Origin of the sequence: Micromonospora sp. NPDC051141 (assembly GCF_044455765.1) — a bacterium.
Lineage (GTDB): Bacteria > Actinomycetota > Actinomycetes > Mycobacteriales > Micromonosporaceae > Micromonospora.
This window is the reverse complement of sequence record NZ_JBITFD010000005.1, coordinates 96,795-121,807: the sequence shown is the minus strand read 5'-3', so window position 1 is coordinate 121,807 and position 25,013 is coordinate 96,795. Positions and strand designations below refer to the sequence as shown.

Below are 25,013 nucleotides of genomic sequence, written 5' to 3'. Positions count from 1 at the left end.
CTGTGACGGCACCCCTGCGCCGCTGCTTGACACCCGTGGTGGCCGTGCTCGCCGCGCTCGCCGTGCTGGTCGGGCCGACCCCGGCGTCGGCGGCTCCGCACACCGCCGCCCCCAACCCCTCGGGGCACTCGGAGGACGACGACCCACCGCTGATCAGCGAGGCCGTCACCGCCGCCAACCGGGCCTACCTCCAGGCCAAGTCCAAGCTGGACACGTCGCGCAAGCGGCAGCTCAAGCTCGCGCTGGAGGTGAAGGCGGCGCAGAACGAGCTGGACGCGCTCAGCCCGCAGGTCACCGAGATCGCCGCGCAGTCCTACCGCACCGGTCGGGTCGGTGCGATGGCGATGCTGCTGGAGAGCGACTCGCCCGACTCGTTCGTCCGTCGGGCCAGTGCCCTGGACGAACTCAACCTGTTCAACGGGCAGCGGCTCGCCGCCATCAACGCGGTGAAGACGCGCGCCGAGCAGGCCAAGATCGCGCTCGACGCCGAGGTGCGCGAGCAGGAGAAGCAGACGAACGCGATGGCCCGCGAGAAGGTCGAGGCGCAGAAGGCGCTGAAGCTGGTCGGTGGGCTGGACTTCACCGGTGGCCTGGTCTCGGCCACCTCCCCGGTTGCCAAGATCGGCCCCGGCCGCACCGCCGACGGCGGATGGAAGTCCGAGTCGTGCAGCGAGAACGACCCGACCACCTCCGGCTGCGTCACGCCGCGCACGCTGCACGCGTACAAGGAGGTCAAGCGCGCCGGCTTCAACCGCTTCGTGGGCTGCTACCGCCCCGGCGGGCCGTGGGAGCACCCCAAGGGCAAGGCGTGCGACTGGTCGTTGCAGAACAGCGGCTTCTCGCCGTGGCACAACAACGACACCCGCCGGTACGGCAACGAGGTGGCCGCCTTCCTCATCCGTAACGCCGACCGGCTGGGCATCTACTACGTGATCTGGAACCGGCAGATCTGGTTCCCGGCGACCGGCTGGAGTTCCTACAGCGGGCCCTCCAACCACACCGACCACGTGCACATGTCACTGCTCTGACGCGTACGCGAGAAGGGGCCGCCTCCGGGCGGCCCCTTCCGTGTGTCCGGGGGTGGTCAGCCGGCGAGCGCCGGGTCCGCCGGTGCGGCCGGGGCGGGCACCGGGGCCGGGGACTGCGCCACCGTTCGCACCTCGCCGCCGCTGAGCCGGTACGACATGCCGGCCACCGCGCACGCTCCCGCGGCCACCCGCTCGGCGAGCACCGTCGAGCGGGCCAACAGGGTCTCCACGGTCTGCGCGATGTGGATGTCGATGATGCCGTCGAGGTCCTCGACCTCCTGCCGGGCGGCCCGGAGCAGGCTGGGCGAGACGGCGTCCACCACCGCGCCCAGGTGCCCGGCCGGCGCGGAGCCGGTGCGGACCGCCTCGCGGGCCGCCTGGACCGCGCCGCACGAGTCGTGGCCGAGCACCACCACGAGGGGCGTGCCGAGCACGGTCACCGCGTACTCGACGCTGCCGAGCACCTCGGGGCCGGCGGTGTGCCCGGCGGTACGCACCACGAAGAGGTCGCCGAGACCGCGGTCGAAGATGATCTCGGCGGCGAGCCGGGAGTCGGAGCAGCCGACGATCACCGCGAACGGGTGCTGGCCCTCGGCGACCGCGGCCCGGTGCCCGGCGTCCTGGTTCGGATGCTGCGGCACGCCGGTGACGAACCGGTGGTTACCGGCCCGTAGTTCGGCGAGTGCCTCGTCGGGAGTGCTCGGGATCATCGCTGCTCACCTCGTCCTCGGGCGGAACGACCGGGCCGGCGGTCGGCGGTGTCGGCCTCGCGACCCACCGTCACACGAGACCGATGGCACGTCAAGATTTCGTGATACGCATTTCATGCGTTATGACTCGACCCGCTCCGGGTCCGGGCCATCGCCCGCCACGCCATACGATGACCACCATGGCGACCACACCAGGCGAGGACGGGAGCCGCCGGCACTGGACCTTCCTCACCAACCACGGGCACGTGCTGCTGGCCATCGCGCGCAACCCCACCGCGCGGCTGCGGGACGTGGCGGACGAGGTGGGCGTCACCGAGCGGGCGGCCCAGGCGATCGTCGCCGACCTGGAGGCCGGCGGCTACCTCCACCGCACCCGGGTGGGTCGGCGCAACGAGTACACGATCAACCCGAACGGTCGTTTCCGGCACCCCGCCGAGGCCGACCAGCAGGTCGGGGCGTTGCTCGACCTCTTCGCCGCCGAACCGGCGGCCACCGACGCCACCCCCGAGCGATGACCACGACCGGGTGGCCGTCCGTGCCCGCACGCGACCGGCCACGACGGTAATCTCACCGCGTGCGCGACAGCTTGCGGCCGGGCCGGACGACGGGACGCGCCCGGGCCGGCCACCGGGTCAGGTCCGTCCTGTCCGGAGCGGCGGTGGCCGTCCTCGTCGCCGGTGCGGCGGCGGTGCCCGCCCCGGCGGTGGCGGCACCGAAGTGCGGGCCCACCGGCGGGCCGGCCCCCACCGAGGCACCCTGGGCGCTGAGCCGGCTCGACCCGGCCGCCGCCTGGCGGGTCGGCAAGGGGCGGGGCGTCACCGTCGCGGTCGTCGACTCCGGTGTCTCACCGACCCACCCGTTGCTGCGCGGCCGGGTGCTGCCCGGCGAGGACTTCAACCACCTGGTCCACCTGCGCGGGCAGTGCGACCTGGTCGGGCACGGCACCATGGTGGCCGGCATCATCGCCGGCCGGGAGGGCAGCGGCCCGCCCTACACCGGCATCGCGCCGGAGGCGAGGATCCTGCCGCTGCGGGTGCTGGCGGAGAACAAGGAGAATTTCGACCCGGACGTGCCGGGTGAGATCGGCCGGGCGATCCGCTGGGCGGTCGACCACGACGCCGACGTGATCAACCTGTCCCTGGTCACGCTGGACGACCCGGCGTTGAGGTCGGCGGTCGCCCACGCGCTCGACAAGGGCGTGGTGGTGGTCGCCTCCGCCGGCAACCGGCAGGAGAACCGGGAGGACCGGCCGGCCTACCCGGCGGCGTACCCGGGGGTCATCGCCGTGGCCGGCATCGACGAGCAGGGCGGGCACGTCGGCAGCTCGGTCAGCGCGGACTACGTGGACATCGCCGGCCCCGGCCTGAACATCGTCGGCCCCGCGCCGCAGGGTCCGGGCTACCGCGCCGAGCCGCAGGGCGGGACGAGTTTCGCCACCGCGTACGTCTCCGGGGCGGCGGCGTTGGTGCGCGCCGCGTACCCGGACATCAGCCCGGATGAGGTGGCCTACCGGCTGACCCGCACCGCGGACAACCCGCCCGAGGGGCACAACCCGCAGGTCGGGTACGGAATGGTCAACCCCTACCGGGCGGTGACCAGCCTGCTGGGCACCCGGAGCGACCCGCCGCTGGGCGCGCTGCCGCCGCCCGCCCCGCGCACCGACCCGCTGGCCCGGCAGCGCACCGCGGCGATCTGGGTCGCCGTGGTCGGCACGCTGCTGGCCGGCGTGCTGCTGACGGTGCGCCCGATCCTGGCACGCGGCCGGCGACGCGGATGGCGACCCGGCCGGCGCGACGTCCCCCGGGGCGCCTGACGCACGACCGCCCGGCTACGCGCCCGGCCTCCGGGCCGGCCGGACCCGAGCCGGGGCGGACCCAAGCCGGGGCGGACCCAAGCCGGGGCGGACCCGAGCCGGGGCGGACCCGAGCCGGGGCGGACCCGAGCCGGGGCGGACCCGAGCCGCCGGGCCCGGAACACGGCACGGCTCCGCCCGACGCGAGCCGGAGCGGAGCCGTGCCGGACCTGTCGAGGTCAGTTGCCCCAGACCTTGGAGTTGCTCATCTCCGTGGTCATGTAGTTCTCGCGTGCGATGCCCACCGCGCCGCCGATCTCGTTGAGGACCTTGTTGATGTCCCGCACGGCGGCGTCCCACTGGGCCTGGTGCTGCTGGTAGGCGGCCCGGTCCTGGCCCTCCCACTCAAGCTTGGTCAGCATGGCCCGCAGCGTGTCCAGCTTCTCGTCGATGGTCCGCGAGATGGCCTGCATCTGCTGGTTGCTGCTCTCGAGGACGGCGTAGTCAACCTTGATGCTCATTGATTCCCCCTCTGCCTGTCTGCGCGGATCACGGGTTGAGCGCAGCGTGGAACTTGTCCAGCATCTGCTGCTGCTCCTCGTCGTTGACCTGGTGCGTCGTGCCGGACTTGTCGAGCAGGTCAGCGATGTTGTCCATCGCGGTGAGCAGCTTGTTCGTGTCCTCGTTCCAGCGGGTCATCAGGCCCTGGAAGCCCGTGGAAGCCTGGCCCTTCCAGGCCATGGCCAGGTCGTCGACCACGTTCCACAGCTTCTTGAGCTCACCGTCGACATCGCTGCGCGTGGACCGCACGTCACTCGCGGCGGTGTGCAGACTCGCTGCACTGACCTCGAACGCCATGCTTCACACCCTTCCGTCATCTTGTGGCGGCGGATCCGCCGCGCCCTCCCCCGCGGCAAGGCGAACCCACCCCACCGACGGCACATCAAGCGAACCGTAGCGGACGACGTCCAAACCGCGCAGCCCTGCCGGGCGATCCGAAGCGGACCGTCCGAAGTGGAAACACGGGTCGTGGTCAGATCCGGTCGCGGCGCGTCCTGACCAGCAGCGTCACGCCGAAGACCAGCACCCCGACCAGCAGTGCCGCCGCCAGCCACAACAACGGCTTGTCGAAGGCGCCCTCGACCACCACCACCAGCAGCGCGGCACAGCCGCTGAGCACCACCACCTCGGCGGCCAGCCGAAGCCGGGGCGAGCGGGTCAGCCCGGCGACCAGGGCCAGCACCAGGAAGCCCGGGATGGTGAGCACGAAGTAGACGAACAACCAGGTGATCAGCGTGTCCACGTGGTCGGCTCCCGTCACTGGTAGAACTTGCTGTCCTTGACCCAGTCGATCTTGATGTCCTTGATCCCCGGGTCGGTGCCGGTGGGCGCCCAACCGGGCCGGGAGTCCGCCGCGAACATCACCCGGCTGTCGGTGTTGAACCCGGCCATCACGGCGTGCAGGAGCGCGCCGATGTCCCCGAAGACCATCACCAGGATGGCGGCGGTCGCCGTCAGGCCGGCGATGCCGATGGCCTGCGCCAACGCGGAGGTGGCCGGGAAGAACTGGAGCGCGATCGAGGCGATCACCGCCACCAGGACCGGCATCATCGCCTGGGCGAACCCGGAGACCGCGTCGTTGTAGGCGTCCCGGGCCGAGGTGAGCGTCTCCTTGTTGGTGTTGAACGCGTCGGCCAGCGAGTCGATCTCCGCGCCGAGCTTGCGGACGAAGAGGTCGAACGCGTCCCGGTCGTCGAAGTCCCACTCCTTCGCGTCCGGCGGGACCGCCGCCATCGCGGCGCCGAACTGGTCCGACCCGAGCAGGCGCGCGGCCTCCTCCCACTTCTTGATCGTCTCGTTGACCTGCTGGTTGTCGAACATCTCCAGGTAGAGGATGGCGCCGATCAGACCCGCCGAGGCGGCGATCCACATCAGGTTGCCCCGGGCGATCGCCGCCGCCGACCGGACCGGCGCGGTCGTCTCGGCGACCGAGACCGTGCCGGTCACCGAGCCGGAGGCGTTGGCGATGAAGATCTCCGGTGGCATCAGGCGTCCTCCCCCTGGTCGGCCCGGCCGGTCACTTGACCACCCAGGGCTGATCCGACTTCTCCCAGTTCTTCGCGCTCTGTTCGAGCTGCTCCGCGGCCCGGTGCAGGTGCTCGATGCCGGCCCGGACATTGTCGAGGTGCCCGTCCACCGAGGCGTTGTGCCGCTCCACCGCACCGTGGCCGAACATGCTCAACGCGCCGCCCGGCAGTTTCACGTCCCCCAGCAGCGCCTGCACGTTGCGCAGGTACTGGATCGGACCGTCCGGCGCGTCGAGCATCCGGCCGGCCTTGCGGATCGCGTCGACGTCCACCGTGTTCGCCATCGTCGACCCCCGCTCAGCGCCGCAGACCGCGGGTCGGGTCCGACAGGTCCACCCCGAACTGGCGGAACCAGTCCTCCGGGGTCAGCGTGCCGTCCTGCGCGCGACGGACCAGGTCGGAGTCGCCGAGCGTCTCGGCCAGCATCTCCTGCTGCCGCTCCGCGAAGGCCGCGTACGCCGCGTCGACGGCCGCCTGGACCGACTCCGCCAGCGAGAAGCTGTCCAACCGCATGGCCCGGGCGTTCAGCTCGATGTTCCCGACCTTCATCTCACCGTCGACGGTCACCCGCACCAGGCCGTCCGGGCTCTCCCCGGCCACCCGCAGCTCCGCCCGCTGCTGCTGGAGCTCGACCAGCCGGCGCTGCTGTTCCTGGGCCTGCCGCAACAGGCTCTCCACGGCTCCACCGATACCCGACGGGCTGCTCACCACGGGCTCCCCTCCACACTCGCGACGTCGCGCCGACGCTACCGGACCGACGGTCCGCCGGCCGACCCGTCAGGCCGGCTCCGTCCAGGCGGTCTGGATCAACTGCTGGCCGTCGCGGCGGCGGACCAGGGTGCCCCGGCCCGGCGGCTGCGGGCTGGGCCGCAGGTTGCCGAAGACCGCGCCCTCCTCCCGGCTGCCGGACATCAGCAGGCCCGGCGAGTCCAGCTCGCGCAGACGTTGCAGCACCGGCTCGTAGAGCGCCCGGGCCACGCCGCCCACCCGCCGGGTGACGATCAGGTGCAGGCCGATGTCCCGCGCCTGCGGCAGCAGCTCGTGCAGCGCGCTGAGCGGGTTGCTGCCGCCGGAGGCGACCAGGTCGTAGTCGTCCACCAGGATGTACAGCTCCGGCCCCTTCCACCAGCTCCGGTCGCGGAGCTGCGCGGTCGTCACGTCCGGGCCCGGCAGCCGGTTCTGCAGGGCGCTGCGGATCGAGCCGAGCCCCTGACCGAACACCTGGTTGGACGGCGCGTAGTCGAGCAGGTGGTCACCCTCGACCGCGCCCAGCAGGCCACGCCGGTAGTCGGCGATGACCAACCGCGCCTGCGCCGGCGTGTACCGCTCGGCGATCCCCCGGGCGATCAGCCGCAGCAGGTTGGTCTTGCCGCACTCGGCGTCGCCGAAGACGGTCAGGTGCGGCTCGCCCGCCAGGTCGAGGTAGACCGGGGCCAGCGCCGACTCGTTCACCCCGATCGGGATGCCCGGGACGGCCCGGTCGACCACCGTGGCCAGCTCGCCGACCGTGAGCCTGCGGGGCAGCAGCCGGACCTTCGGCGCGGGCCGGCCCGGCCAGTTCGCCGCCACGTGCCCGGCCAGCGCGACCGACGCCTCGGTCAGGTCCTCGATGTCGCGCCTGCCGTCGATCCGTGAGACCGCGGTCAGGAAGTGCAGCTTGTCGCGCGTCAGACCGCGGCCCGGCGCGCCGACCGGCACGTTCTGCGCGGCCCGTCGGTCGATCTCCGACTCGGCCGGATCACCCAGCCGCAGCTCCAGCCTGGTGCCGAGCAGATCCCGCATGCTGATCCGGATCTCCGCCCACCGCACCGCCGTGACCACCACGTGTACGCCGAAGCCCAGCCCCCGGTTGGCCAGGTTGGTGATGGTCTGCTCCAGCTCCTCGTACTCCTGACGCAGCGTGTTCCAGCCGTCCACGACGAGGAAGACGTCCCCGAACGGGTCGTCGGCGAACTCCCCGGCCGCCCGCCGCCGGCGGTAGCTCGCCACCGAGTCGATGCCGTGCTGGGTGAACCGGTTCTCCCGCTCGTCGAGCACGGCCACCACCTCGGCCACCGTCCGGCGGACCGCCTCGACGTCGCGCCGGCCGGCCACGCCCGCGACGTGCGGCAGCGCGTCCAGGCTGCGCAGCGCGCCACCGCCGAAGTCGAGGCAGAAGAACTGCACCTCGCGTGGCGTGTGGGTGAGCGCCAGGGAGGCCAGCAGCGAACGCAGCATGGTGCTCTTGCCACTGAGCGAGGCGCCCACGATCACCACGTTGCCGCCGGCCCCGGCAAGATCGACCATCATCGGGTCGCGGCGCTGCTCGTACGGCCGGTCCACGATGCCCACCGGCACGGCGAGCCGGCCGCGGCCCGCCCACTCCGCGGTGGTCAGGCCGAAGGTCGGGTGCACGCTCAACGGCGGCAGCAACTCGGCCAACCCGGACGGCTCGGCCAGCGGCGGCAGCCAGACCTGGTGTGCCGGCCGGCCCCGGCCCGCGAGCTGGCCGATCAGCACGTCCAGCGTGGACACGTTCTTACCGTCGCCGGTCTGCTCGGGCTCCGGCGTGGTCTCCGCCGCGGTCGGCAGCGCCGGCACCGGCACGTGGTCGACGCCGTACGGCACGATCCGGCGCTGCACCTGCGCCCGGGTGGAGCGCCGCACCTGCCCCGGCGCCCGGTACGGGCCGGAGACGTAGGCGGCGCGGAACCGCAGCATGGTGGCGGTGTCGGTCTTGAGATAGCCGTGTCCGGGCGCGCTCGGCAGCTCGTACGCGTCCGGCACGCCCAGCACGATCCGGCTCTCCACCGCCGAGAACGTCCGCAGGCCGATCCGGTACGACAGGTGCGTGTCCAGCCCGCGCAGCTTCCCCTCCTCCAGCCGCTGCGAGGCGAGCAGCAGGTGCACGCCGAGCGACCGGCCGAGCCGGCCGATCATCACGAACAGGTCGATGAAGTCCGGCTTGGCGGCCAGCAGCTCGGAGAACTCGTCGCAGATGATGAGCAGGCTGGGCATCGGCTCCAGCGACTCGCCGGCCGCCCGCGCCTTCTCGTAGTCGTAGCGGGACACGTAGTTGCCGGCCGCCCGCAGCACCTCCTGCCGCCGGTTCATCTCGCCGGCCAGCGCGTCGCGCATGCGGTCGACCAGCGGCAGCTCGTCCGACAGGTTGGTGATCACGGCGCTGGTGTGCGGCAACGCGTCGAGCGAGGCGAACGTCGCGCCGCCCTTGAAGTCGACCAGGACGAAGTTCAGCTCTGCCGAGGAGTGCGTCACCGCCAACGCGCCGACCACGGTGCGCAGCAGCTCGCTCTTGCCGGAACCGGTCGCGCCGATGACCAGGCCGTGCGGGCCCATGCCCTCGTGCGCGGACTCCTTGAAGTCCAGCTCGACCACGTTGCCGTCCGGCCCCAGGCCGAGCGGGATGCGCAGCCGGTCGCGCTGGTTACGGGGCCGCCAGGTCTGCCGGACGTCCACCGTGGCCGCGTCGCCGACGCCGAGCAGGTCGGGCAGCTCCATGCTGCGGGCCAGCGGCTCGTCGGTGCTGGCGCCCTGCTGCGGGGAGAGCCGGAACGGCGCGAGCTGCCGGGCCAGCCCTTCGGCCGCCGGCCGGGTCAACCGGTCCGGCCGGCCGAGCCGGGGCGCGTTGGCGGCCCCGATCAGGCCGAGCCCGGCGCCGTCGCCGACGTCCAGGCCGAGCAGCCAGCGGCCGGCGTCCCGGGGCACCGTGCCGGACAGGTCCACCACCGTGGTGCCGAGCAGCCCCGGCCCGGTCAGCGCGCAGGTCGCCGACACCTCGCCGCCGTCGAGCACCACCACCACGTGCGGCGCGGTGGTGAGCGGCTTCGCCTCGGGGACGAGCCGGGGCCGGCCGCCCAGCTCGTGGGCGAGCGCCGACTCCGCCTCGGCCAGGCCGGCGAAGACCAGCCGGCGCGCACCCGCCGCGTCCGTACGCCCCGGGTGCTGGGCGTGCGGCAGCCACTTGACCCAGTCCCAGACCGGCTGCCGCTCCGGAGCGGCCACCACGGCCACCAGTAGGTCCTCCGGGGCGTGGAACGTCACCAACTGGCCCAGCACGGCCCGCGTCAGGTCGAGCACCGGCTCCCGGTCGCCGCGCACCGCGATCCGGCCGAACGCCCGCAGCGACAGTGCGGTGGGCAGCTCCGGCACGCTGGAGTGGGCGCGGACGAACCGGCGCAGCGCGATCGCGCTCATCGGTTCCAGGTCCTCCACCGGCTTGGTCTCCGGCGGCACGATCTCCACCGCCAGCCGCTGCGGGCCGAGCGCGATGCGCACCTCGCCGAAGTCGTCCTCGGTGGGCCGCCGCTCCCACCGCCGGCGGGAGGCGGCGATCGACCAGAGCGCGTCCGGCTCCGGGTGCCGCCAGGTCATCGCGGCGCGCTGCTGCTCGGCCGCCCGCCGGGTGCGCTTGCGCATCTGGGCCAGGTAACGCATGTAGTCGCGGCGCTGGGCGTTCAGCTCGGCCCTGTCGTTGCCGCCGGTGCCGAGCGTGCCGAGCGCCATGCCCAACATGGACACGCCGAACAGGCCACCGGCCACGTACGTCATCATGCCGCCGCCACGGCCGGCGTAGAGGAAGGCCATCGCGCCGACGCCGCAGAGCATCGGCAGGATCATCAGCACCTGCCCCATGCCCTTGGCCTGCGGCTCCGGCAGCTCGGGCGGGGACTCCAGCAGCACCTCACCGCGCGGCATCGCCGGCCCCGGTTGACGCGGTGGCCGGCGGAACACCACCGTACCCACGGCTCTCCCCTCCCCCGCAGGTCCGCCACCGCCGCGAGCCTCGGGTGGGCGACCTGTGCGACCGCCATCGTAGGTAATCTCCCGGAGGCGTCGTGGACCCGTGGGGACGACGTCGACGGCCGGGGCGGATCGTAGGCGAGCACGAGGAGGCCACTGTGGCGACGAAGGCGGCGACCGGCGGGCTGAGCCGGATCACCATCGTGGCGCCGCGGACCCGGATGGACCTGGCCCTGCCCTCCGACGTTCCCCTGGCCGACCTGCTGCCGACGCTGCTGCGCTACGCCGGCGAGGAGCTCGCCGACGAGGGCGTGGGGCACGGCGGGTGGAGCCTGTCCCGACTCGGCGGGCCGCCGCTCGACGGCGGGCGTACCGCCGCGCAGCTCGACGTCCGCGACGGCGAGGTGCTCTACTTCAACCCGCGCGCCGCGACCGCGCCCGAGATCGTCTTCGACGACGTGGTGGACGCCGTCGCCACCTCCACCACCCAACGGGCCGGCGCCTGGCAGGTGGGCACCACCCGGGCGTACGCGGTGCTGCTCGCCTCCTCGGCGCTGGCCGCCGGCGCGGTCGCGACGCTGCTCGCCGGGCCGCCGCAGCTACCCGGCGCGGTGGCCACCCTGGTGGTCGCGGTGGCCCTGCTGGTCGGTGCCGCGGTGCTGTCCCGGGCGGCCGGCGACAGCCGCACCGGCGCGGTGCTGGCCCTGGTCGGGGTCGGCCACGCGGGCGTCGGCGGCCTGCTGGTGCTCGCCGGGGACCGCCCGCTGGCCGAACTGGCCAGCCCGCACGTGCTGCTCGCCGGCACCGCCGTGGTGCTCTTCGGCGCGCTCGCCGCGCTCGCCGTCGGGGACCGGACGCCGTGGTTCCTCGGCACGGTGGGCGTGGGCGCGGCGGTCGGCTTCGGCGCGGTGCTCAGCCTGGCCTTCGGCATCGACGCCGCCGCCTCGGCGGCGGTGGTGTCGGCCGTGGCGTTCGGCGCGCTGCCGGCGCTGCCGATGCTCGCCTACCGGCTCGCCCGGCTGCCGGTGCCGTCCATCCCGACCGGTCCGGAGGACCTGAAGACCGACACCGAGTCGGTGGACGGGCCGTCCGTGCTGCGCGACAGCGAACGGGCCGACGGGTTCCTCACCGGTCTGCTGTGGACCGTCGCGCTGCTGGTGCTCGGCGGTGAGCTGGTGCTGGCCGTCGACGGTCGACTCCCGGCGGTCCTGCTCTGCCTGGTGCTCGCGCTGCTGTCGCTGCTGCGGGCCCGCCCGTTCCTCGGCCGCGACCAACGCACCCCGGTGCTGCTCGCCGGCACGCTCGGCCTCGGGCTGGTCGCCGCGGCGGTCTTCGACGCGGGCTCGCTGCCGGTGCGGCTCGGCCTGATCCTCGGCGGGCTGACCGTGGTGGCCGTGATCAGCCTGGTCTACGGGCTCACCGTGGCCGGCAAGCGGATCTCCCCGGTCTGGGGCCGGGTCCTGGACATCGTCGAGATCCTGCTGATCGTCGCGCTGGTGCCGCTGGCCGTCTGGGTCTGCGGCGCGTACGGCTGGATCGTCAACCTTCGACCGTGACGGTGCCCATCGCGGTGCCCACCGGCGCGGTGGCGTAGACGCCCGGCCCGTGCTGGCCGTCCAGCGGGCGGGCCGGCACCCCGGCCCGTCGGGCCATCTCCCGGACGGCCTTCACCAGCGCCTCGGCGTGCCCGTCCATGGCCGCCACCCGCAGCAGCGGGGGGAGCCGCCGGCCACCGGGGAGCACCACCGCCGCGACCGTGTGCGAGGGCGCGGAGGTGGCGGTGACCGCGTCCACCAGCGCGCCCAGCGAGCCGTGGGGACGGACCCGCAGCGCCAGGCAGCGTTGCGTCCAGCCGCCCCCGCGCAGGCCGGTCCAGGTCTCGGCCGGGGAGTCCGGCGCCAGGTCCAGCCCGGCCCCGGAGACCACCGCCGCGTGCAGCTCGTCGCGACCCAGCACGCGGTGCCCGAGCCCGGCGGCGTGCAACGCCTTGCCGAGCCGACCCACGCCGGCCGCCACCGTCCGGTGCACGCCGCGCAGGCCGCCGCCGCGGCTCACCGTCTCGGCCCGGGCGTCACCCACGGCCAGCCGCAGCGCCACCCACACGGTGCGGTGCGCGGCGGGGGCCGCCCCCGGCGCGGGGTACCAGACCAGGGTGTGCGAGACCACCTGGGTCTGGGTGACCGGGCCGGCGAAGTCGGCGAGCACCGCGAGGGCACGGTCCACGGTCGCCGCCTCGATCGACCCGGCGGGCGCACCGGGCCGACCGGTCAGCGCCACCGCCGCGAACCAGCCCCGGTCGTCCTGACCGATGCCGAGCCGGGTGCCGCGCTCGGTCAGCTCCACCACGGTCAGCTCGGGCGCGAGCGCGGCCAACCGGGGGTCACCGGCCGGCAGCGCGCCCCGGGCCCGGTCCCGACGACGGCGCAGCCGACGGCGGAGCATCAGGTCCTCGTACCACCATCGGCCGCCCCGCCGGGCGAACGCGGCCACCACGGACAGCAGCGCGAGCAGCGCCACGGTGGCGAGCAGCCAGGCCGGGCCGGCGGTGGCGAACCAGACGGCGAGCGCGGCGCACTCGGCCACCACGAGCTGACCGACGACGACCGGGCCCAGGCGGCCCCGGCGTCGCCTGTCCGCCGGCGTGACCGGCCGGTCCGCCGGGGCGGGGGCGGTCGCCGTACGACCGGGTGGCGCCTGGAGCTGCGTCATCGGTGAGCGTCCCTTCTGGACCTGTGGGCACCTGCCGGCCGAGGCGTGCACCGGGCGGCGGACGGGGTCCGGCGCACCCCCGACGGCCCCTTATCGTAGGGAAGCCCGCGGCGCCGTTCGGCCCTGATCGTCGCGGGCCCACCCGGCCCGGAGGTTAGTCATGCGGACCCGCCGCGATCAGGTGCAGGCGTACCGCTTCGTCACCCGCCGCATCGTCTCGGCGCTGCTCTCCGGTGACCCGGAGACCAACGACCTGCCGATGCGCCGGCTCGGCCTGGCGGTGTTCGGCAGCGTCATCGCCGCGGCGGTGGTCCTCGGCGGCGTGGGCGCGTACGGGCAACTGACCAGCAACTCCGCCCCGCTCGAACCGAACACCGTGGTGATCGAACGGGAGACCGGCGCCACCTACTGGTTCGGTGACGACCGGGTGCTGCACCCGACGCTCAACTACGCCTCGGCCCGGCTCGTCGTCGACGACCCGTCGGCGACGGTGCGCACCGTGTCGCAGGCGTCGATCCGGGACCGGCCCCGCGGCCGGATGGTGGGCATCGTCGGTGCGCCGGACGACCTGCCCGACCGGGGGTCGCTGGTCGGGCTCCCCTGGTCGGTCTGCGACGTGCCGGACCCGAACGATCCGCGCCGTTCGACCACCCGGCTGCTGATCGACCGGCCGTTGTCCGGCGGCACCCCGCTCACCGACCGGGCCGTCCTGGTCCGCACCGGCGACGCCCGCTGGCTGCTGACCGGCGGCGCCCGGCTGCGCGTGGTCGGCGACGAGCAGGCGCTGGTGGCGTTGCGGATGGCCGGCGCGGCCAACCTCACCGTCGGCCCGCAACTGCTCAACGCGGTGCCGGTGGGCCCGGCGCTGCGCCGGCCCACGATCGGCGGGGACGGCGGCCCGAGCGGGCTGACGGTGGCCGACCGGCCGGCCCGGGTCGGTCAGGTCTACCAGGCCGCCGGCCAGTTCTACGTCCTCACCCGGCAGGGCCTGGCGGCGGTCGGCGAGGTCACCGCCCGGCTGCTGCTCGGTGGCGGCGGCGGGATCACCGAGATCACCCCGGACGAGGCCGGCCGGCTCTACACCGACCAGCGGCTGGAGGCGGACGGGCTGCCGGCCCGGATGCCCACGCTGCACGAGGTGCGCCCCGGCCGTACCGTGCTCTGCGCCACCTACCGGTCCGGTCCGGCCGGCCAGCCGCCGGCCACCACGCTGGAGGTCTTCGACGCCCCGCCGGCGGAGCTGACCGCGGCGACCGCGCTGCCGGCGCGGCAGGGCGCCCGGGACGCGGTCCGCACCGCCGAGAGCGTGCTGCTGCCCGGCGGCAAGGGCGCGTTGGTGCAGGCCACCGCCGGGGAGAGCGGCAAGCCGGCGGCCGGCGCCACGGTCTACCTGATCACCGCGCAGGGGATCCGTTACCCGCTCGGCACCGCCGCCGGGGACGCGCGGAGCGCCCTCGGCTACGGCGACGTGAGCCCGGTGGCGGTGCCCGCCTCGCTGTTGGCGCTGGTGCCGACCGGGCCGACCCTGGCCCGTGCGGACGCCATGGCGTACTTCGACGCGACGGCGCTGCCGGAGCGCGCCGCGACGCCCGTGCCGGCCCCGCCGGACGGTGCGACGGCCCAGGTCGGAGGCGGCTGACCGACCGATGAGGAGCATCACGTCCAGGGGTCACCCGGTGGGCGCGATTCGACTAATCTGAGCACGGCCACCGGCTCTCGACGAGGACAACGGGGATTCCGCCATGACCGGGCGCACCACAGTCGACGTTCTCTCTCTGGAGGATTTCCACAAGCGGCTCGAACGGCGTCTGCACGAGGCCGAGTCGGTGTTGCGCACGCTCAACACCGAGATGCAGTGCCGGCCCCCCGCACTGGGCACGTTCACCGACGCGACCGACAACTCACGCCGGTACGCCGAGACGCACCAGAGCTACGTCGACCACGTCGACCGGCTGCGCCGGGCGATCCTGGCCGCCCGCGAGGCCACCGCGACGATCATGAAGAACTACCGGACCGCCGAGGCCCGCAACGCCGCCGCCGCGGCCGACATCGCGGCTGCCCTCGCCGGGCTGAACGAGGCGATGACGCAGCCGAGGGAGGATCCCCGTGTCTGAATACACCCGGCGCTACGAGCACGTCAGCCACGAGGAGCTCTACCAGGGCGTCAACGCCGGCGACCCGGCGCAGATCGACGGGCTGAGCGCGCGCTGGACCTCCCTCAAGGGCACGCTCGACGACCTGTCCCGCGACCTCACCGCCGACCTGGACGCGTTGGCCAAATCCTGGACCGGGGACGCGAGCCGCGAGTTCCAGCGCCGGCTCACCATGGTCGCCGGCTACTCCGGCGACCTGGCCGAGGGCATGACCGGCATCCGGCAGGCGCTGGACATGATGGCCGGCGACCTGCGCGCCGCCCAGGCCGAGGCGGAGAGCCCGGAGAAGACCGACGACCACGACAAGCTGCTCTCCGGCGCCGGCAAGGGCTTCCTGCTCGGCGGCGGTCCGGGCGCGGTGATCGGTGGCATCATCGGTCACCAGCAGGACGAGGCCGAGCAGGAGAAGGCGCACCAGCGGATGGTGCGGGTGGTGGCGAAGCTGGCCGAGGGTTACGACTTCTCGGCGTACGGCCGGGTCGTCGCGCCGGAGCCGCCCGGGAGCGAACTGCCCGGCCACCACGCTCCACGGGATCCGACGCTGCACGACGGCCCGTCGGTGAAGACGCCGTCGTCCGGCCCGAGCCTGGGCAGCTTCGGCCCGGGGGCGCACGGGACCGCGACCACCTCGGGCGTGCACCATCCGGCCCCGACCAGCGGCACGCCGGGCGACGGCACACCCGACGGCCACCCGGGCGGCCACCCCGGCGCGGGCGCCCCGGGCTCGGTCCCGGCCGGCGGCACGCTCGACCCGAGCGGCACGTCGCTGGCCGGCGCCGGCCCGCTGACCACCGTTCCCGGCGGCCCGGCGATCGGCGGCGGCCCGGGTTTCGGCCCCGGCGGCCAGCCGACCGGGCCGGCCGGCGGGGGCGGGCTCTTCGGCGGTCCCGGCGTGCTGAGCACCGGCTCGCTCGCCGGCAGCGCCAACGCCGCCGCCACGGGCCGGTTCGGCGGCGTGCCCGGCGCGGAGAGCCGCTCGGCGGCCGGCACCGGCCGGCTCACCTCCGGCCGGAGCCTCGCCGTCGACACGGAGGGCAGGTCGACCGGCCGCAACGGGCGGCCCGCGACGGCCGGCCGCAACGGGGTGCTGGGCGCACGCGGCCACTCCGACGACGAGTCCGACGGCCGGCTGACCTGGCTCACCGAGGACGACATGGTCTGGGGGGACGGCCGGGCCGCCCCGCCGCCGGTCATCGACGGTCACTGACGTCGCCCGGCTGACGGCGCGGCACCCACCGTGGGTGCCGCGCCGTTCGGCGTCGGGGCGGCGTGCCTCCCCGGAGTGGGCCGGGCCGTCAGCAGAACGCGCCGGCGGGGGCGCCGCCGTCCTGCCGGGTGGTGCGGAAGTCGCAGCGGTCGTAGCCGTTGTCGGTGAGCACGGCCTGCACGTCGGCGAGCTGCGCCGCGTCCAGCGCGGGCTGGCGGGACAGCACGAAACCGCTGCTGCGGTCCGGGTCGCCGACGACCGCCCAGCGGTACTCCGGGTCCAGCCCGATCACGACGTAGTTGGGGCCGCCCAGGTAGATCCACCGGTCGCCGAGCCGGAGGAAGGAGACGGTGAGCGCCGAGTCGGCGGGCGGGTTCTCGCTCCGGGCCCGGCCGGTGACCGTGCTCGTGGTGCCGAGGATCGTCCGGCAGGTGTTGCGGACGCCGACGGTCCCGTCGGGCTGAACGTCGTACCGGGCCTTGACGTTCTTGAAGCACTGGATCTCGAACCACTGCGGGATGGCGGCGACCTGGTACCAGTCGCCCGCGTACCGGTTGACGTCGACCGCGGCCACCGGTCGCAGCGGCCCGGTGTCGACCGAGGTGGTCGCGGCGTGAGCCGGGGTGGCGGCCAGGACGGTGACGGCGGTCAGCGCGGCGACCAGCGCGGTGGTGGTGCGGCGTACGCCCATGGTTTCTCCTCGCGGTGGGGGGTCGTCCGCGCCAGTGTGCCCCGCCCGACCGGCCGAAAACTGTCGACAATCTCATCGTCGTCGATGCATCCGTCGACCTGGTCCGAAGCGAATAACAGGGTCCGTCCACACCGATCCGTGGGCCGGCTCACGTAACCGGGAAGATCGTCGAGCTGCGTGGGCCGGCATCAACCGATAGGTTGAGGGGGTGCTGCCCGTAGCGTTCGCCTCGTCCGCCTGGACGGCGATGCTGCGCCGGATCGCCCGCACGGCCGTGACCACCCTGGCGCTGGTCGCCGGCCTCCAGGGCATCACCGCCGCCTCCGCCGACGCCGCCTCGGTGACGCGTCCCGCCGTCGTCACGGTGACCGACACCCGTGTGTCGTCGACCGTCGACGCCGGCCGCGAGGCCGCGTCGACCACGTCGGTCGCCGGGCCGGGCACCGCCGCTGCCGCGGCGTGGGCGGTCACCCACTCGGCCACCGGCCCGTCCGTCGCCGACCGGTTCGACGACGCGTCCGTCGCGCCGGTCCCGGCCGTCGACGTCACGGTCACCGACGACCCGGGCCGGGCGACCATCGCCCGCCGCGGGCCGCCGCGCGCCTGACGGGCCACCTCTCCCGGTACGCCCCGGCGCGGCCCACCGCGGCCCGCCCCGCCCGCGTACCCCGTCGCGCGCCGACGCGCACTCCGCCCGATGCCCGGGCCCACCCGTTGATCGTGAACAGTTCCACCGCGAGGTGCTGGTATGCAGACCGTCTTCTCCACCGTCCTGCCGGACGTCCCCGCCGCCGCCGTGATCTGGCTGGCCCTGCTCGCCCTGGCGGCGGTCGTGGTCGCCGCGCTTGTCGTCCGCCCCACCCGGTTCCGTGCGGTGTTCGGCGAGCGGATCAGCGACGCCGCCCGGCCGAGCAGCATCGACCGGGCCGAACAGGACCGTGAGCGGACCCGCGAACGGGCCCGGTACGCGGACGAGGTGTCGGTGGCCGCGTCCCGCGCGACGGTGACCGCCGAGCGGCGTCGGGCCGAGTGGCTGGCCGCCCAGGACGAGGCCGAAGCGGCGTGGCTCGCCTGCCAGGCGGCGGAGGAGGACGTCCGCCGGCTGGCCGCCGCCGCGGCCCTGCCGCTGCCCCGGACCGCCCGCACCCCGGCCGAGTACGCGGACCGGGAGCGCTGGCTGCACCGGGCGGCGCTGGACGCCCAGTGGCGCAAGGAGATCAGCGTGCAGCAGCTCAGCGACATCCTCGGCGGGCGCGGCTGGGACCCGAGCCGGCACCCGGTGGAGCAGGAACTGCTGCTGCGCCGGCTGGTACGGGACAATCTGCTCGCCCGGCAGCGTGCCGCGTCGGAGCGGGAACAGGCCGCCTGGCGGGCCGCCGAGACGGCCGCCGCGGCGGCGCGGAGCCTGCGCGAGGAGGCGTTCACGGCGCTGCACCCGGTCGTCGAGCCGCAGGCGGCACTCTCCATCGTGGGCTTCGCCGGCCCGGAGAGCACGCGCGAGTTGCCGACCGCGACGCCGGTCGCGGAGACCACCCGGGAGCTGACGCCGGTGGCCCGGGGCCGGGCGGCCGTGCCGGCGTACTGAGCGTCCGGGCGGTGGCGGCCCGGCTCCGCTAGCGTGGTGTCGTGTCCCGTGAAACGTGGGTGCTCGTTGTCGTCGCCGCCGTCGTCGCTGCCGCGACGCTGGTCGGCGCGGTGCTGCTCGCGATCCGGGTGGTCCGCACCCGTCGCATGCTGGGCGCGCTCGGCGCCGGCGGCAAGGTCGCCTTCTACGGCGCGCTGATCTACACGATCCTGCCGGTGGACCTGCTCCCCGACCCGATCTACCTGGACGACATGGGCGTGCTGGCCGGCGCGCTGTTCTATCTGGGCCGGCTGGCGGCCAAGCACCGGGCCGCGCAACGCGCGACGCGTGACGCCCCGGCCACGTCATTGCCCGCCGCCCCGCCACGCCGCCCCTGACCGGCGCCGCCCCGCACAGGGCGGAGGGGCGCCGGTCCGGGCCTCGTCCGGTCGGTCCTACTCGCCGTCCATCCGCATGCTCGGCCACCAGCCGTAGACGCCCGAGCCGACCCGCCAGGACCCGAACGGCACGTTGAACCCGCCGGTCGGCGTCGAGGTGAACGTGTGCAGGCCCAGCCCGTTGTCCGGGTACTTGTAGAGCACGGCCAGGTCGTCCCGCCGGTCGCCGTTGTAGTCGCCGCCGACCAGCTTGATGCTGGTGAACTGCCCGAAGATCGACGACGACCACGACTCGACCGGGTCGGTGAAGTTGCCGTCGGGCCTGCCGGTCCAGGTCAGCAGGCGCAGCTTGTTGTCCTTGGTCTGGAGGGCGGCCACGTCGGCCCGCCCGTCACCGGTGAAGTCGCCGTCGACGATCTTCAGGGTGGAGAGGGCGCCGGGCGCCTTGTCCGCCGCGACGGACCACGAGGTGTAGCCGGCGCCGAACTTCCCGTCCGCCTGCCCCGGCCAGGTGATGGCCGCCATCGAGCCGTTGGCGTACGCGTAGAAGAGGCTGGCGTCGGCCCGCCCGTCGCCCGTCACGTCACCGGCGAAGACGGTGGTGCTGGCCCAGTTACCGAAGTTCGACGCCCGCCACGCCTCGATCGGCGCATCGAACCCGCCGTCGGGCCGGGCGAGCCAGTTGATCCACGCCTCGTCGCCGCTGGCGTACCCGTAGAAGGCGGTGAGGTCGGCCCGGCCGTCGCCGTTGATGTCGCCCGACGCCATCTTCATGCTGGTCAGGTGCCCGAAGTTGGGCGAGGTCCAGGAGCGGACCGGTGCGCCGTGGGTGCCGTCCGGGCGGGTCACGAACGTGTCCAGCGCGAACGCGTTCGCAGTGGTGGTGGACATGACCGCGAGGTCGTCGACGCCGTCGCCGTCGAAGTCGTCGTTGAACACCTTGACCCGGTCCGTGGCGTACGCGCCGGCGCCGCCCCGCCAGACGCCGAGCGGGCTGCCGAACCCGCCGGTCGACGTGGCCGGGAACGTCTGCGGCGCGATGTCGCCGTTGGCGTAGACGTAGAGGAAGTTGATGTCGCCGTACGGGTCGGTGGCCGGCCCCTGCGGCATGGTGGCGGTGAGCCACGGGCCGAGGTCGTCGACCCGGGTGTCCACCGCGTCCCGGCGGGTCTCCGTCTCGGCGAGGCAGCCGCCCTGCCAGGAGGAGTGGTGCAGGCCGACCAGCCGGGGCGTGCCGCCGGTCGTGCGGACGGTCGGGCCGCCCAGGTCACCCCGGCAGATGCCGGCCGTGCCGGTGCCGAGAATGCCGGTCGTGCCGGCGCTGACGCTCTGCACCTCGAACGGCCCGGTGTGCAGTTGGTCCGGCACCCAGGTGGTGGCCGTGCGGCCGAAGCCGGCGGCGGTGAGCTGCTCGCCCGCGACCGGCGCGGTGCCGAGCGCCACCGGCGTGACGTCCACGCGGCGGGTCAGCCGCACCAGCGCGACGTCGCGGTCGGGGTGCGGCACGACCCGGAAGGCCGACGACGTGGCACCCGTCGAGGTGGTCAGGTCGGAGCGCCCGACGGTGACCGTGGTGGGCCGCGCCGGCTTGCCGTCGACGACGGGCTGACCGTCGAAGCTGAAGCAGCTCTTGGCGGTGAGCACCCACCACGGGTCGACGAGCGCGCCGCTGCACGAGCGGTCGGCCGGACCGATCGAGATCTTGGCGGCGAAGGCGTAGGAGCCGTCGGTCACGGCGGCACCGCCGGTGACGGCTTGCACGGGTGTGGCGGCGGCCCCGGCCAGCAGGACCATGGCTAGTAGGCCGGCGCCGCGAACGGCGACACGGCGGTACGACAGTGACACGACGATTCCCCCGATTCGAACGGCGCCCACCGCTACGGTGGGCACACGGGGTCACCTTATGAAGCGTTCGGTACACCCACTGTCCACCTAGGCGTGAAGAAGAGCACACCTGGAAGCCTTGCTGTGGACATCGGGCATGGCGTATGTCTCGTCGTCCGGCGCGCCGCCGCTTCGGCGTGTGATGATCGGGCTCAGTGACGAGTGAGGAGACGGCATGGCCGGGCGGCACGGGTTGGATCCGCACGACGGGCGGGTCGCGCGCTTCTTCGCCGACCGGCACCTCGCCACGTTGACCACGTTGCGCGCCGACGGCACGCCGCACGTCGTACCGGTCGGGGTGACCTTCGACCCGGACGCCGGCCTGGCCCGCGTGATCACCTCGGGTGGTTCGGCGAAGGCGCGGCACGTGGCGGGCGCGGGCCCGGCGGGCACGCCGGTCGCGGTGTGCCAGGTCGACGGCCGCTGGTGGTTGACCGTGGAGGGCCGGGCCGTGGTGCGTCGTGACCCGGAGTCGGTGGCCGAGGCCGAGCGCCGGTATGCCGAGCGCTACCGCACCCCGCGCCCGAACCCCGACCGGGTGGTGCTGGAGATCGCGGTGACCCGCCTGCTGGGCAGCTTGCCCGACTGAGCGGCCCGCCCGGCTCCCGCCGCCGACGGGTCCCGCTGTCCGGAACACGCCCCGGACACACCGGATCCCGGGCACCCGCTTCGGGGTGGCCCGGGATCCGTCGCCCGGATGCTCAGCGGCCGGTGTCGCCCTCGCCGGTGCGCTGCTGCGCCATGTCGACGCCCTTGTCGATCTGCTGGTCGTACTTGCCGCCGGTGCGCTTGTCGGCCATGTCGCCGGCCTTCTCGATGCCCTGGTCGACCTGCTTGTCGTGCTTGTCGGCGAAGTCCTGGGCCTTGTCCATGAAGTCACTCATGTCGCATCTCCCTTCGGTACCTTGAAAGCCTTCCCCGGGGCCGGGGTGGCAAACACCGGACGGGCGATGACGGGCCGGGTGTCGGATTCCGTCGGGTCGGGTACCAACGGCCACGATCGAGGAGGCGACGTGGACGACGACGCTGGTACGCCCGACCCGGCACGCCCCGCCGGGGCCCGGTTCGACCCGACCCGTTCCGAGCCGGCCCGTGCCGCGCCGGAGCATGCCGAGCCGGCGCGGGTCGGGCCCCGGCAGACGTGGGCGGGGCTGCCCTGGCCGGTGCGCACGGCGGTCACCTGGAGCCTCTGCCTCCTGGTGGTGGCCGCCGGGCTGTGGCTGCTCGGGCAGATCGCGGTGCTGCTGGCGCCGCTTGCCGTGGCGTTGGCCGGCACGCTGTTCCTCACCGCGCTGCTCGACCCGGTGCTGGTGCGGCTGCGCCGGCTCCGGGTGCCGGCCGCGCCGGCCGCGCTGCTCACCGTCCTGCTGCTGCTCGGGGTGCTGGCCGGCGCCGGCGTCCTGGTCTGGAACCTCACCGCCAGCCAGTTCGGGGAGCTGAGCCAGCAACTCGACGAGGGCCTGCAACGCAGCCGCGACTTCGTCACGTCCACGCTGCCGGTCAGCGACCAGCAGCTCGACAAGCTCGTCGAGCAGATCCGGCAGGGCGTCAGCGCCGGCGCCCCCGACCCGGTCGCGGGCGCGCAGAAGGTCGCCGAGGTGGCCGGCGCGCTGCTGCTCGGCCTGGTCCTCCTCTTCTTCCTGCTCAAGGACGGCCGGTCGATGTGGCACTGGGTGCTGCGCCGGCTGACCGGGCCGCGTCGGGACGTGACCGCCGAGGCCGGCCGGGCCGGCTGGCGGACGCTCGGCGCGTACAGCCGGGGCACGATGATCATCGCGGCGATCGACGCCATCGGCATCGGGCTGGCGCTTGTCGTGCTGCGCGTCCCGCTCGCGCTGCCGCTCGCCCTGATCACGTTCCTCGGCGGGTTCGTGCCGATCATCGGCGCCACCGTGGCCGGCGCGGTGGCCGTGCTCGTCGCGCTGGCCGCGAACGGCCCGACCACCGCCCTGCTCACGCTGGCGGCGGTGATCGCGGTGCAGCAGATCGAGGGCAACCTGCTGGAGCCGCTCGTGATGCGTCGGCAGGTGCAACTGCATCCGGCGGTCATCCTGGTGGTGGTCACCGCCGGCACGCTCGTCGCCGGCGTCGCCGGCGCGTTCGTCTCGGTGCCGATCGCCGCGGTGCTCTGGCGGGTGCTGGACACCGTGCAGCGGCACCGGTCCGGCGGGACCGCGCGAGCCGCCGACGCCACCGGCTGACCCGCCGACGACCGGCAGGCCGGGCGTCGCTCGGCTCAGGCCGGATGCGGGTGGCGCAGGTGGGCGACGAACCAGGCGCCGGCCTGGTCGGCCACCTGTTCCAGCGTGCCGGGCTCCTCGAAGAGGTGGGTGGCGCCCGGCACGATCCGCAGTTCCGCCACCTCGCCCAGCGCGTCCCGCGCCTGCTCGTTGAGCGTGATCACTTGCTCGTCCAGCCCGCCGACGAGCAGCAGCGTGGGTGCGCGTACCGCGGTCAGTGAGCTGCCGGCCAGGTCCGGCCGGCCGCCCCGGGAGACCACCGCGCCCACCCGGTCCGGCCGGGCTGCGGCGGCGACCAGGGCGGCGGCTGCGCCGGTGCTGGCGCCGAACAGCCCGAACGGCAGGCGTCCCAGCTCCGGGTCGGCGCTCATCCAGTCGACGATGCCGGCCAGCCGCTCGGCGAGCATCCCGATGTCGAAACGCAGCTCGGCGGTGACCTCGTCCCGGGCCTCCTCGTCGACGGTCAACAGGTCGACGAGCACGGTGGCCAGTCCGCGCGTGTGGAGCGCCCGACCCACCGCCACGTTGCGCGGGCTGTGCCGGGAACTGCCGCTCCCGTGGGCGAACAGCACCGCCCCGCCGGCCCCGGACGGAACGGAGACGTCCCCGGTGAGCCCACCCTCCACCACCGGCACCGAAACCTCACGCACACCCCTCACCTCCGTCCCCGGCATACCCCGCCCCCCGCCGATCATGATGTTGACGACGGGGAGAGCGCTCCCCCAACCCGCCAACTTCATGATCACCGAGAAGATCCGGAGGAGCGGGGAGGGACGGGAGCGCGTGGGTTGCCTTGACGTCGGCGGCAAGGTTTAGCGTCGGCGGGGCGAGGGACGGACGGCGGGCGGGGGCACGGATGCGGATCGGGGAGCTGGCGGAACGGGCCGGTACGAGCGCCCGCACGCTGCGCTACTACGAGAGCCAGGGGCTGGTCCGGCCACGCCGGTCCGCCAACGGCTACCGGATGTACGACGAGGCGGAGCTGCGTGTCGTGCACGAGATCCGGTCCCTGCTGGCGATCGGCTTCGGGCTGGACGACATCCGCCCGTTCGTCGCCTGCCTGCGCGCCGGGCACGACTCCGGCGACGTCTGCCCCGACTCGGTGGCGGTGCTGCGACGCAAGCTCGCCGAGGTGGACGACTACCTCGACCGGCTCGGCGCGGTCCGCCGCCGCCTGCACGACCAACTCGCCCACGCGATCGCCCAACGGGAGGAAACATGCCTCAGGACACGCAGACCGGCCGACTGACCGCGGTCACCGACGCCACGTTCGCGGCGACCGTGCTGGCCGCCGACCGACCGGTGGTGGTCGACTTCTGGGCCGAGTGGTGCCCGCCCTGCCGGGTGGTCTCGACGCACCTGGCCGAGTTGGCCGAGGAGTTCGGCGACGCGCTGCGCTTCGTCACCCTGAACATCGACGAGAACCCGGCCGCCGCGCGGGCCCACCGGGTGATGTCCGCGCCGACCATGCTGGTCTTCCGCGACGGCGAGGTGGTCGGCTCGATCGTCGGTTCCCGGCCGAAGAACCACCTGCGCCAGAGCTTCGCCAGTCACCTGGACGGTTGAGCCCGGCCCGGGCGGGAACGCGTGGCGTGACCACGGACCCCGACCGATCGCGAGGATCTCCGATGGCGAAACAGGACCGGGAGCGAGACCAGGAACTCGCCGACCAGAAGCGGCGCGAACAGGAGCTGGAGGGCTCGCCGGAGTGGGCCGACCGGGCCGCGTCGGCGCGTACCCCCGAGGACCCGCGGGCGGTGGCGCCGCGCGACGCCGGCGGGCGTCCGTCGAACGGCCGCCAGTTCTGAGG

Annotated in this window: 28 protein-coding genes; 15 read left to right on the top strand and 13 right to left on the bottom strand. The window is 74.2% G+C overall.

Annotated elements, in window-relative coordinates; translation table 11 throughout:
• The first annotated feature begins 2 nt into the window (after positions 1-2).
• Positions 3-1,028, top strand: a complete 1,026-nt coding sequence (locus ACIA6B_RS11760; RefSeq protein ID WP_281943317.1) for a hypothetical protein — start codon at positions 3-5, stop codon at positions 1,026-1,028.
• 56 nt (positions 1,029-1,084) lie between these two features.
• On the opposite strand, the gene ACIA6B_RS11755 is transcribed toward ACIA6B_RS11760, so the two are convergent.
• Entirely contained in the window at positions 1,085-1,738 is a 654-nt protein-coding gene (locus ACIA6B_RS11755; RefSeq protein ID WP_396772674.1) for a carbonic anhydrase, read from the bottom strand.
• Between the two features lie 170 nt (positions 1,739-1,908).
• Between ACIA6B_RS11755 and ACIA6B_RS11750 the strand changes: the two genes are divergently transcribed.
• On the top strand, positions 1,909-2,253 hold the full coding sequence (locus ACIA6B_RS11750) for a helix-turn-helix domain-containing protein (protein WP_281943321.1): 345 nt from the start codon (positions 1,909-1,911) through the stop codon (positions 2,251-2,253).
• Between the two features lie 59 nt (positions 2,254-2,312).
• Positions 2,313-3,551, top strand: a complete 1,239-nt coding sequence (gene mycP, locus ACIA6B_RS11745) for a type VII secretion-associated serine protease mycosin (protein ID WP_396772673.1) — start codon at positions 2,313-2,315, stop codon at positions 3,549-3,551.
• Between the two features lie 218 nt (positions 3,552-3,769).
• On the opposite strand, the gene ACIA6B_RS11740 is transcribed toward mycP, so the two are convergent.
• From ACIA6B_RS11740 to eccCa, 7 genes are all read right to left on the bottom strand, one after another.
• Complete coding sequence (locus ACIA6B_RS11740) at positions 3,770-4,051, bottom strand: WXG100 family type VII secretion target (protein WP_013283773.1); 282 nt, start codon at positions 4,049-4,051, stop codon at positions 3,770-3,772.
• 28 nt (positions 4,052-4,079) lie between these two features.
• On the bottom strand, positions 4,080-4,388 hold the full coding sequence (locus ACIA6B_RS11735) for a WXG100 family type VII secretion target (RefSeq protein WP_357294299.1): 309 nt from the start codon (positions 4,386-4,388) through the stop codon (positions 4,080-4,082).
• Positions 4,389-4,563: 175 nt separating this feature from the next.
• A complete protein-coding gene (locus tag ACIA6B_RS11730; RefSeq protein WP_396772672.1) occupies positions 4,564-4,833 on the bottom strand; it encodes a hypothetical protein in 270 nt (89 codons plus the stop codon).
• Between the two features lie 14 nt (positions 4,834-4,847).
• Complete coding sequence (locus ACIA6B_RS11725) at positions 4,848-5,576, bottom strand: hypothetical protein (RefSeq protein WP_396772671.1); 729 nt, start codon at positions 5,574-5,576, stop codon at positions 4,848-4,850.
• A 31-nt stretch (positions 5,577-5,607) separates the two neighbouring features.
• Positions 5,608-5,901, bottom strand: a complete 294-nt coding sequence (locus tag ACIA6B_RS11720; protein WP_107154811.1) for a hypothetical protein — start codon at positions 5,899-5,901, stop codon at positions 5,608-5,610.
• A 13-nt stretch (positions 5,902-5,914) separates the two neighbouring features.
• A complete protein-coding gene (locus tag ACIA6B_RS11715) occupies positions 5,915-6,325 on the bottom strand; it encodes a YbaB/EbfC family nucleoid-associated protein (RefSeq protein ID WP_396772670.1) in 411 nt (136 codons plus the stop codon).
• A 69-nt stretch (positions 6,326-6,394) separates the two neighbouring features.
• Positions 6,395-10,360, bottom strand: a complete 3,966-nt coding sequence (eccCa, locus tag ACIA6B_RS11710; RefSeq protein WP_396772669.1) for a type VII secretion protein EccCa — start codon at positions 10,358-10,360, stop codon at positions 6,395-6,397.
• 155 nt (positions 10,361-10,515) lie between these two features.
• Here eccCa and eccD point away from each other — a divergent pair, with 155 nt between their 5' ends.
• Entirely contained in the window at positions 10,516-11,913 is a 1,398-nt protein-coding gene (eccD, locus tag ACIA6B_RS11705; protein ID WP_396772668.1) for a type VII secretion integral membrane protein EccD, read from the top strand.
• Here the strand turns inward: eccD and ACIA6B_RS11700 are convergent.
• Positions 11,897-13,066, bottom strand: a complete 1,170-nt coding sequence (locus ACIA6B_RS11700; RefSeq protein WP_396772667.1) for a type VII secretion protein EccE — start codon at positions 13,064-13,066, stop codon at positions 11,897-11,899. The genes eccD and ACIA6B_RS11700 overlap by 17 nt on opposite strands.
• A 160-nt stretch (positions 13,067-13,226) precedes the next feature.
• Here ACIA6B_RS11700 and eccB point away from each other — a divergent pair, with 160 nt between their 5' ends.
• From eccB to ACIA6B_RS11685, 3 genes are all read left to right on the top strand, one after another.
• A complete protein-coding gene (gene eccB, locus ACIA6B_RS11695) occupies positions 13,227-14,705 on the top strand; it encodes a type VII secretion protein EccB (RefSeq protein ID WP_396772666.1) in 1,479 nt (492 codons plus the stop codon).
• 103 nt (positions 14,706-14,808) lie between these two features.
• A complete protein-coding gene (locus tag ACIA6B_RS11690; RefSeq protein ID WP_396772665.1) occupies positions 14,809-15,180 on the top strand; it encodes a hypothetical protein in 372 nt (123 codons plus the stop codon).
• Positions 15,173-16,426: a WXG100 family type VII secretion target gene (locus ACIA6B_RS11685; RefSeq protein ID WP_396772664.1), complete on the top strand. Its 1,254-nt coding sequence runs from the start codon at positions 15,173-15,175 to the stop codon at positions 16,424-16,426. Before ACIA6B_RS11690 ends, ACIA6B_RS11685 begins: the two co-directional genes overlap by 8 nt.
• Positions 16,427-16,514: 88 nt before the next feature.
• Here ACIA6B_RS11685 and ACIA6B_RS11680 read toward each other — a convergent pair whose 3' ends face one another.
• Positions 16,515-17,117, bottom strand: a complete 603-nt coding sequence (locus ACIA6B_RS11680) for a lipocalin family protein (RefSeq protein ID WP_396772663.1) — start codon at positions 17,115-17,117, stop codon at positions 16,515-16,517.
• A gap of 208 nt (positions 17,118-17,325) precedes the next feature.
• Between ACIA6B_RS11680 and ACIA6B_RS11675 the strand changes: the two genes are divergently transcribed.
• The 3 genes from ACIA6B_RS11675 to ACIA6B_RS11665 all read left to right on the top strand — a co-directional run bounded on the left by ACIA6B_RS11675 (position 17,326) and on the right by ACIA6B_RS11665 (position 19,079).
• The gene (locus tag ACIA6B_RS11675) at positions 17,326-17,724 is read left to right on the top strand and encodes a hypothetical protein (RefSeq protein ID WP_396772662.1); all 399 of its coding nucleotides are present in this window, start codon (positions 17,326-17,328) and stop codon (positions 17,722-17,724) included.
• Between the two features lie 141 nt (positions 17,725-17,865).
• Positions 17,866-18,702, top strand: coding sequence for a hypothetical protein (locus ACIA6B_RS11670; protein WP_396772661.1), 837 nt, complete (start codon positions 17,866-17,868; stop codon positions 18,700-18,702).
• Positions 18,703-18,743: 41 nt separating this feature from the next.
• Complete coding sequence (locus ACIA6B_RS11665) at positions 18,744-19,079, top strand: hypothetical protein (protein ID WP_396772660.1); 336 nt, start codon at positions 18,744-18,746, stop codon at positions 19,077-19,079.
• A 57-nt stretch (positions 19,080-19,136) separates the two neighbouring features.
• Here ACIA6B_RS11665 and ACIA6B_RS11660 read toward each other — a convergent pair whose 3' ends face one another.
• A complete protein-coding gene (locus ACIA6B_RS11660) occupies positions 19,137-20,924 on the bottom strand; it encodes a trypsin-like serine protease (protein WP_396772659.1) in 1,788 nt (595 codons plus the stop codon).
• 214 nt (positions 20,925-21,138) lie between these two features.
• Here ACIA6B_RS11660 and ACIA6B_RS11655 point away from each other — a divergent pair, with 214 nt between their 5' ends.
• The gene (locus tag ACIA6B_RS11655; protein ID WP_396772658.1) at positions 21,139-21,552 is read left to right on the top strand and encodes a pyridoxamine 5'-phosphate oxidase family protein; all 414 of its coding nucleotides are present in this window, start codon (positions 21,139-21,141) and stop codon (positions 21,550-21,552) included.
• Between the two features lie 112 nt (positions 21,553-21,664).
• Here ACIA6B_RS11655 and ACIA6B_RS11650 read toward each other — a convergent pair whose 3' ends face one another.
• Entirely contained in the window at positions 21,665-21,847 is a 183-nt protein-coding gene (locus tag ACIA6B_RS11650; protein ID WP_396772657.1) for an antitoxin, read from the bottom strand.
• 129 nt (positions 21,848-21,976) lie between these two features.
• Here ACIA6B_RS11650 and ACIA6B_RS11645 point away from each other — a divergent pair, with 129 nt between their 5' ends.
• Positions 21,977-23,164 (top strand): AI-2E family transporter, encoded by a 1,188-nt coding sequence (locus ACIA6B_RS11645; protein WP_396772656.1) that lies wholly within the window; start codon positions 21,977-21,979, stop codon positions 23,162-23,164.
• A gap of 35 nt (positions 23,165-23,199) precedes the next feature.
• Here the strand turns inward: ACIA6B_RS11645 and ACIA6B_RS11640 are convergent, their stop codons facing one another.
• Positions 23,200-23,898, bottom strand: a complete 699-nt coding sequence (locus ACIA6B_RS11640; protein WP_396773137.1) for a dienelactone hydrolase family protein — start codon at positions 23,896-23,898, stop codon at positions 23,200-23,202.
• Between the two features lie 161 nt (positions 23,899-24,059).
• Here ACIA6B_RS11640 and ACIA6B_RS11635 point away from each other — a divergent pair, with 161 nt between their 5' ends.
• From ACIA6B_RS11635 to ACIA6B_RS11625, 3 genes are all read left to right on the top strand, one after another.
• Positions 24,060-24,452, top strand: a complete 393-nt coding sequence (locus tag ACIA6B_RS11635) for a MerR family transcriptional regulator (RefSeq protein WP_396772655.1) — start codon at positions 24,060-24,062, stop codon at positions 24,450-24,452.
• Complete coding sequence (trxA, locus tag ACIA6B_RS11630) at positions 24,422-24,769, top strand: thioredoxin (RefSeq protein WP_396772654.1); 348 nt, start codon at positions 24,422-24,424, stop codon at positions 24,767-24,769. Before ACIA6B_RS11635 ends, trxA begins: the two co-directional genes overlap by 31 nt.
• Positions 24,770-24,831: 62 nt before the next feature.
• A complete protein-coding gene (locus ACIA6B_RS11625) occupies positions 24,832-25,011 on the top strand; it encodes a hypothetical protein (protein ID WP_396772653.1) in 180 nt (59 codons plus the stop codon).
• Positions 25,012-25,013: the final 2 nt, after the last annotated feature.

Coding starts and splice junctions, on each gene's coding strand:
- ACIA6B_RS11755 (WP_396772674.1), bottom strand. CDS start 1,738: ATGATCCCGAGCACTCCCGACGAGGCACTCGCCGAACTACGGGCCGGT.
- ACIA6B_RS11750 (WP_281943321.1), top strand. CDS start 1,909: ATGACCACCATGGCGACCACACCAGGCGAGGACGGGAGCCGCCGGCAC.
- ACIA6B_RS11740 (WP_013283773.1), bottom strand. CDS start 4,051: ATGAGCATCAAGGTTGACTACGCCGTCCTCGAGAGCAGCAACCAGCAG.
- ACIA6B_RS11735 (WP_357294299.1), bottom strand. CDS start 4,388: ATGGCGTTCGAGGTCAGTGCAGCGAGTCTGCACACCGCCGCGAGTGAC.
- ACIA6B_RS11725 (WP_396772671.1), bottom strand. CDS start 5,576: ATGCCACCGGAGATCTTCATCGCCAACGCCTCCGGCTCGGTGACCGGC.
- ACIA6B_RS11720 (WP_107154811.1), bottom strand. CDS start 5,901: ATGGCGAACACGGTGGACGTCGACGCGATCCGCAAGGCCGGCCGGATG.
- ACIA6B_RS11700 (WP_396772667.1), bottom strand. CDS start 13,066: ATGACGCAGCTCCAGGCGCCACCCGGTCGTACGGCGACCGCCCCCGCC.
- eccB (WP_396772666.1), top strand. CDS start 13,227: ATGCGGACCCGCCGCGATCAGGTGCAGGCGTACCGCTTCGTCACCCGC.
- ACIA6B_RS11690 (WP_396772665.1), top strand. CDS start 14,809: ATGACCGGGCGCACCACAGTCGACGTTCTCTCTCTGGAGGATTTCCAC.
- ACIA6B_RS11680 (WP_396772663.1), bottom strand. CDS start 17,117: ATGGGCGTACGCCGCACCACCACCGCGCTGGTCGCCGCGCTGACCGCC.
- ACIA6B_RS11670 (WP_396772661.1), top strand. CDS start 17,866: ATGCAGACCGTCTTCTCCACCGTCCTGCCGGACGTCCCCGCCGCCGCC.
- ACIA6B_RS11655 (WP_396772658.1), top strand. CDS start 21,139: ATGGCCGGGCGGCACGGGTTGGATCCGCACGACGGGCGGGTCGCGCGC.
- ACIA6B_RS11650 (WP_396772657.1), bottom strand. CDS start 21,847: ATGAGTGACTTCATGGACAAGGCCCAGGACTTCGCCGACAAGCACGAC.
- ACIA6B_RS11640 (WP_396773137.1), bottom strand. CDS start 23,898: ATGATCGGCGGGGGGCGGGGTATGCCGGGGACGGAGGTGAGGGGTGTG.
- ACIA6B_RS11635 (WP_396772655.1), top strand. CDS start 24,060: ATGCGGATCGGGGAGCTGGCGGAACGGGCCGGTACGAGCGCCCGCACG.
- trxA (WP_396772654.1), top strand. CDS start 24,422: ATGCCTCAGGACACGCAGACCGGCCGACTGACCGCGGTCACCGACGCC.
- ACIA6B_RS11625 (WP_396772653.1), top strand. CDS start 24,832: ATGGCGAAACAGGACCGGGAGCGAGACCAGGAACTCGCCGACCAGAAG.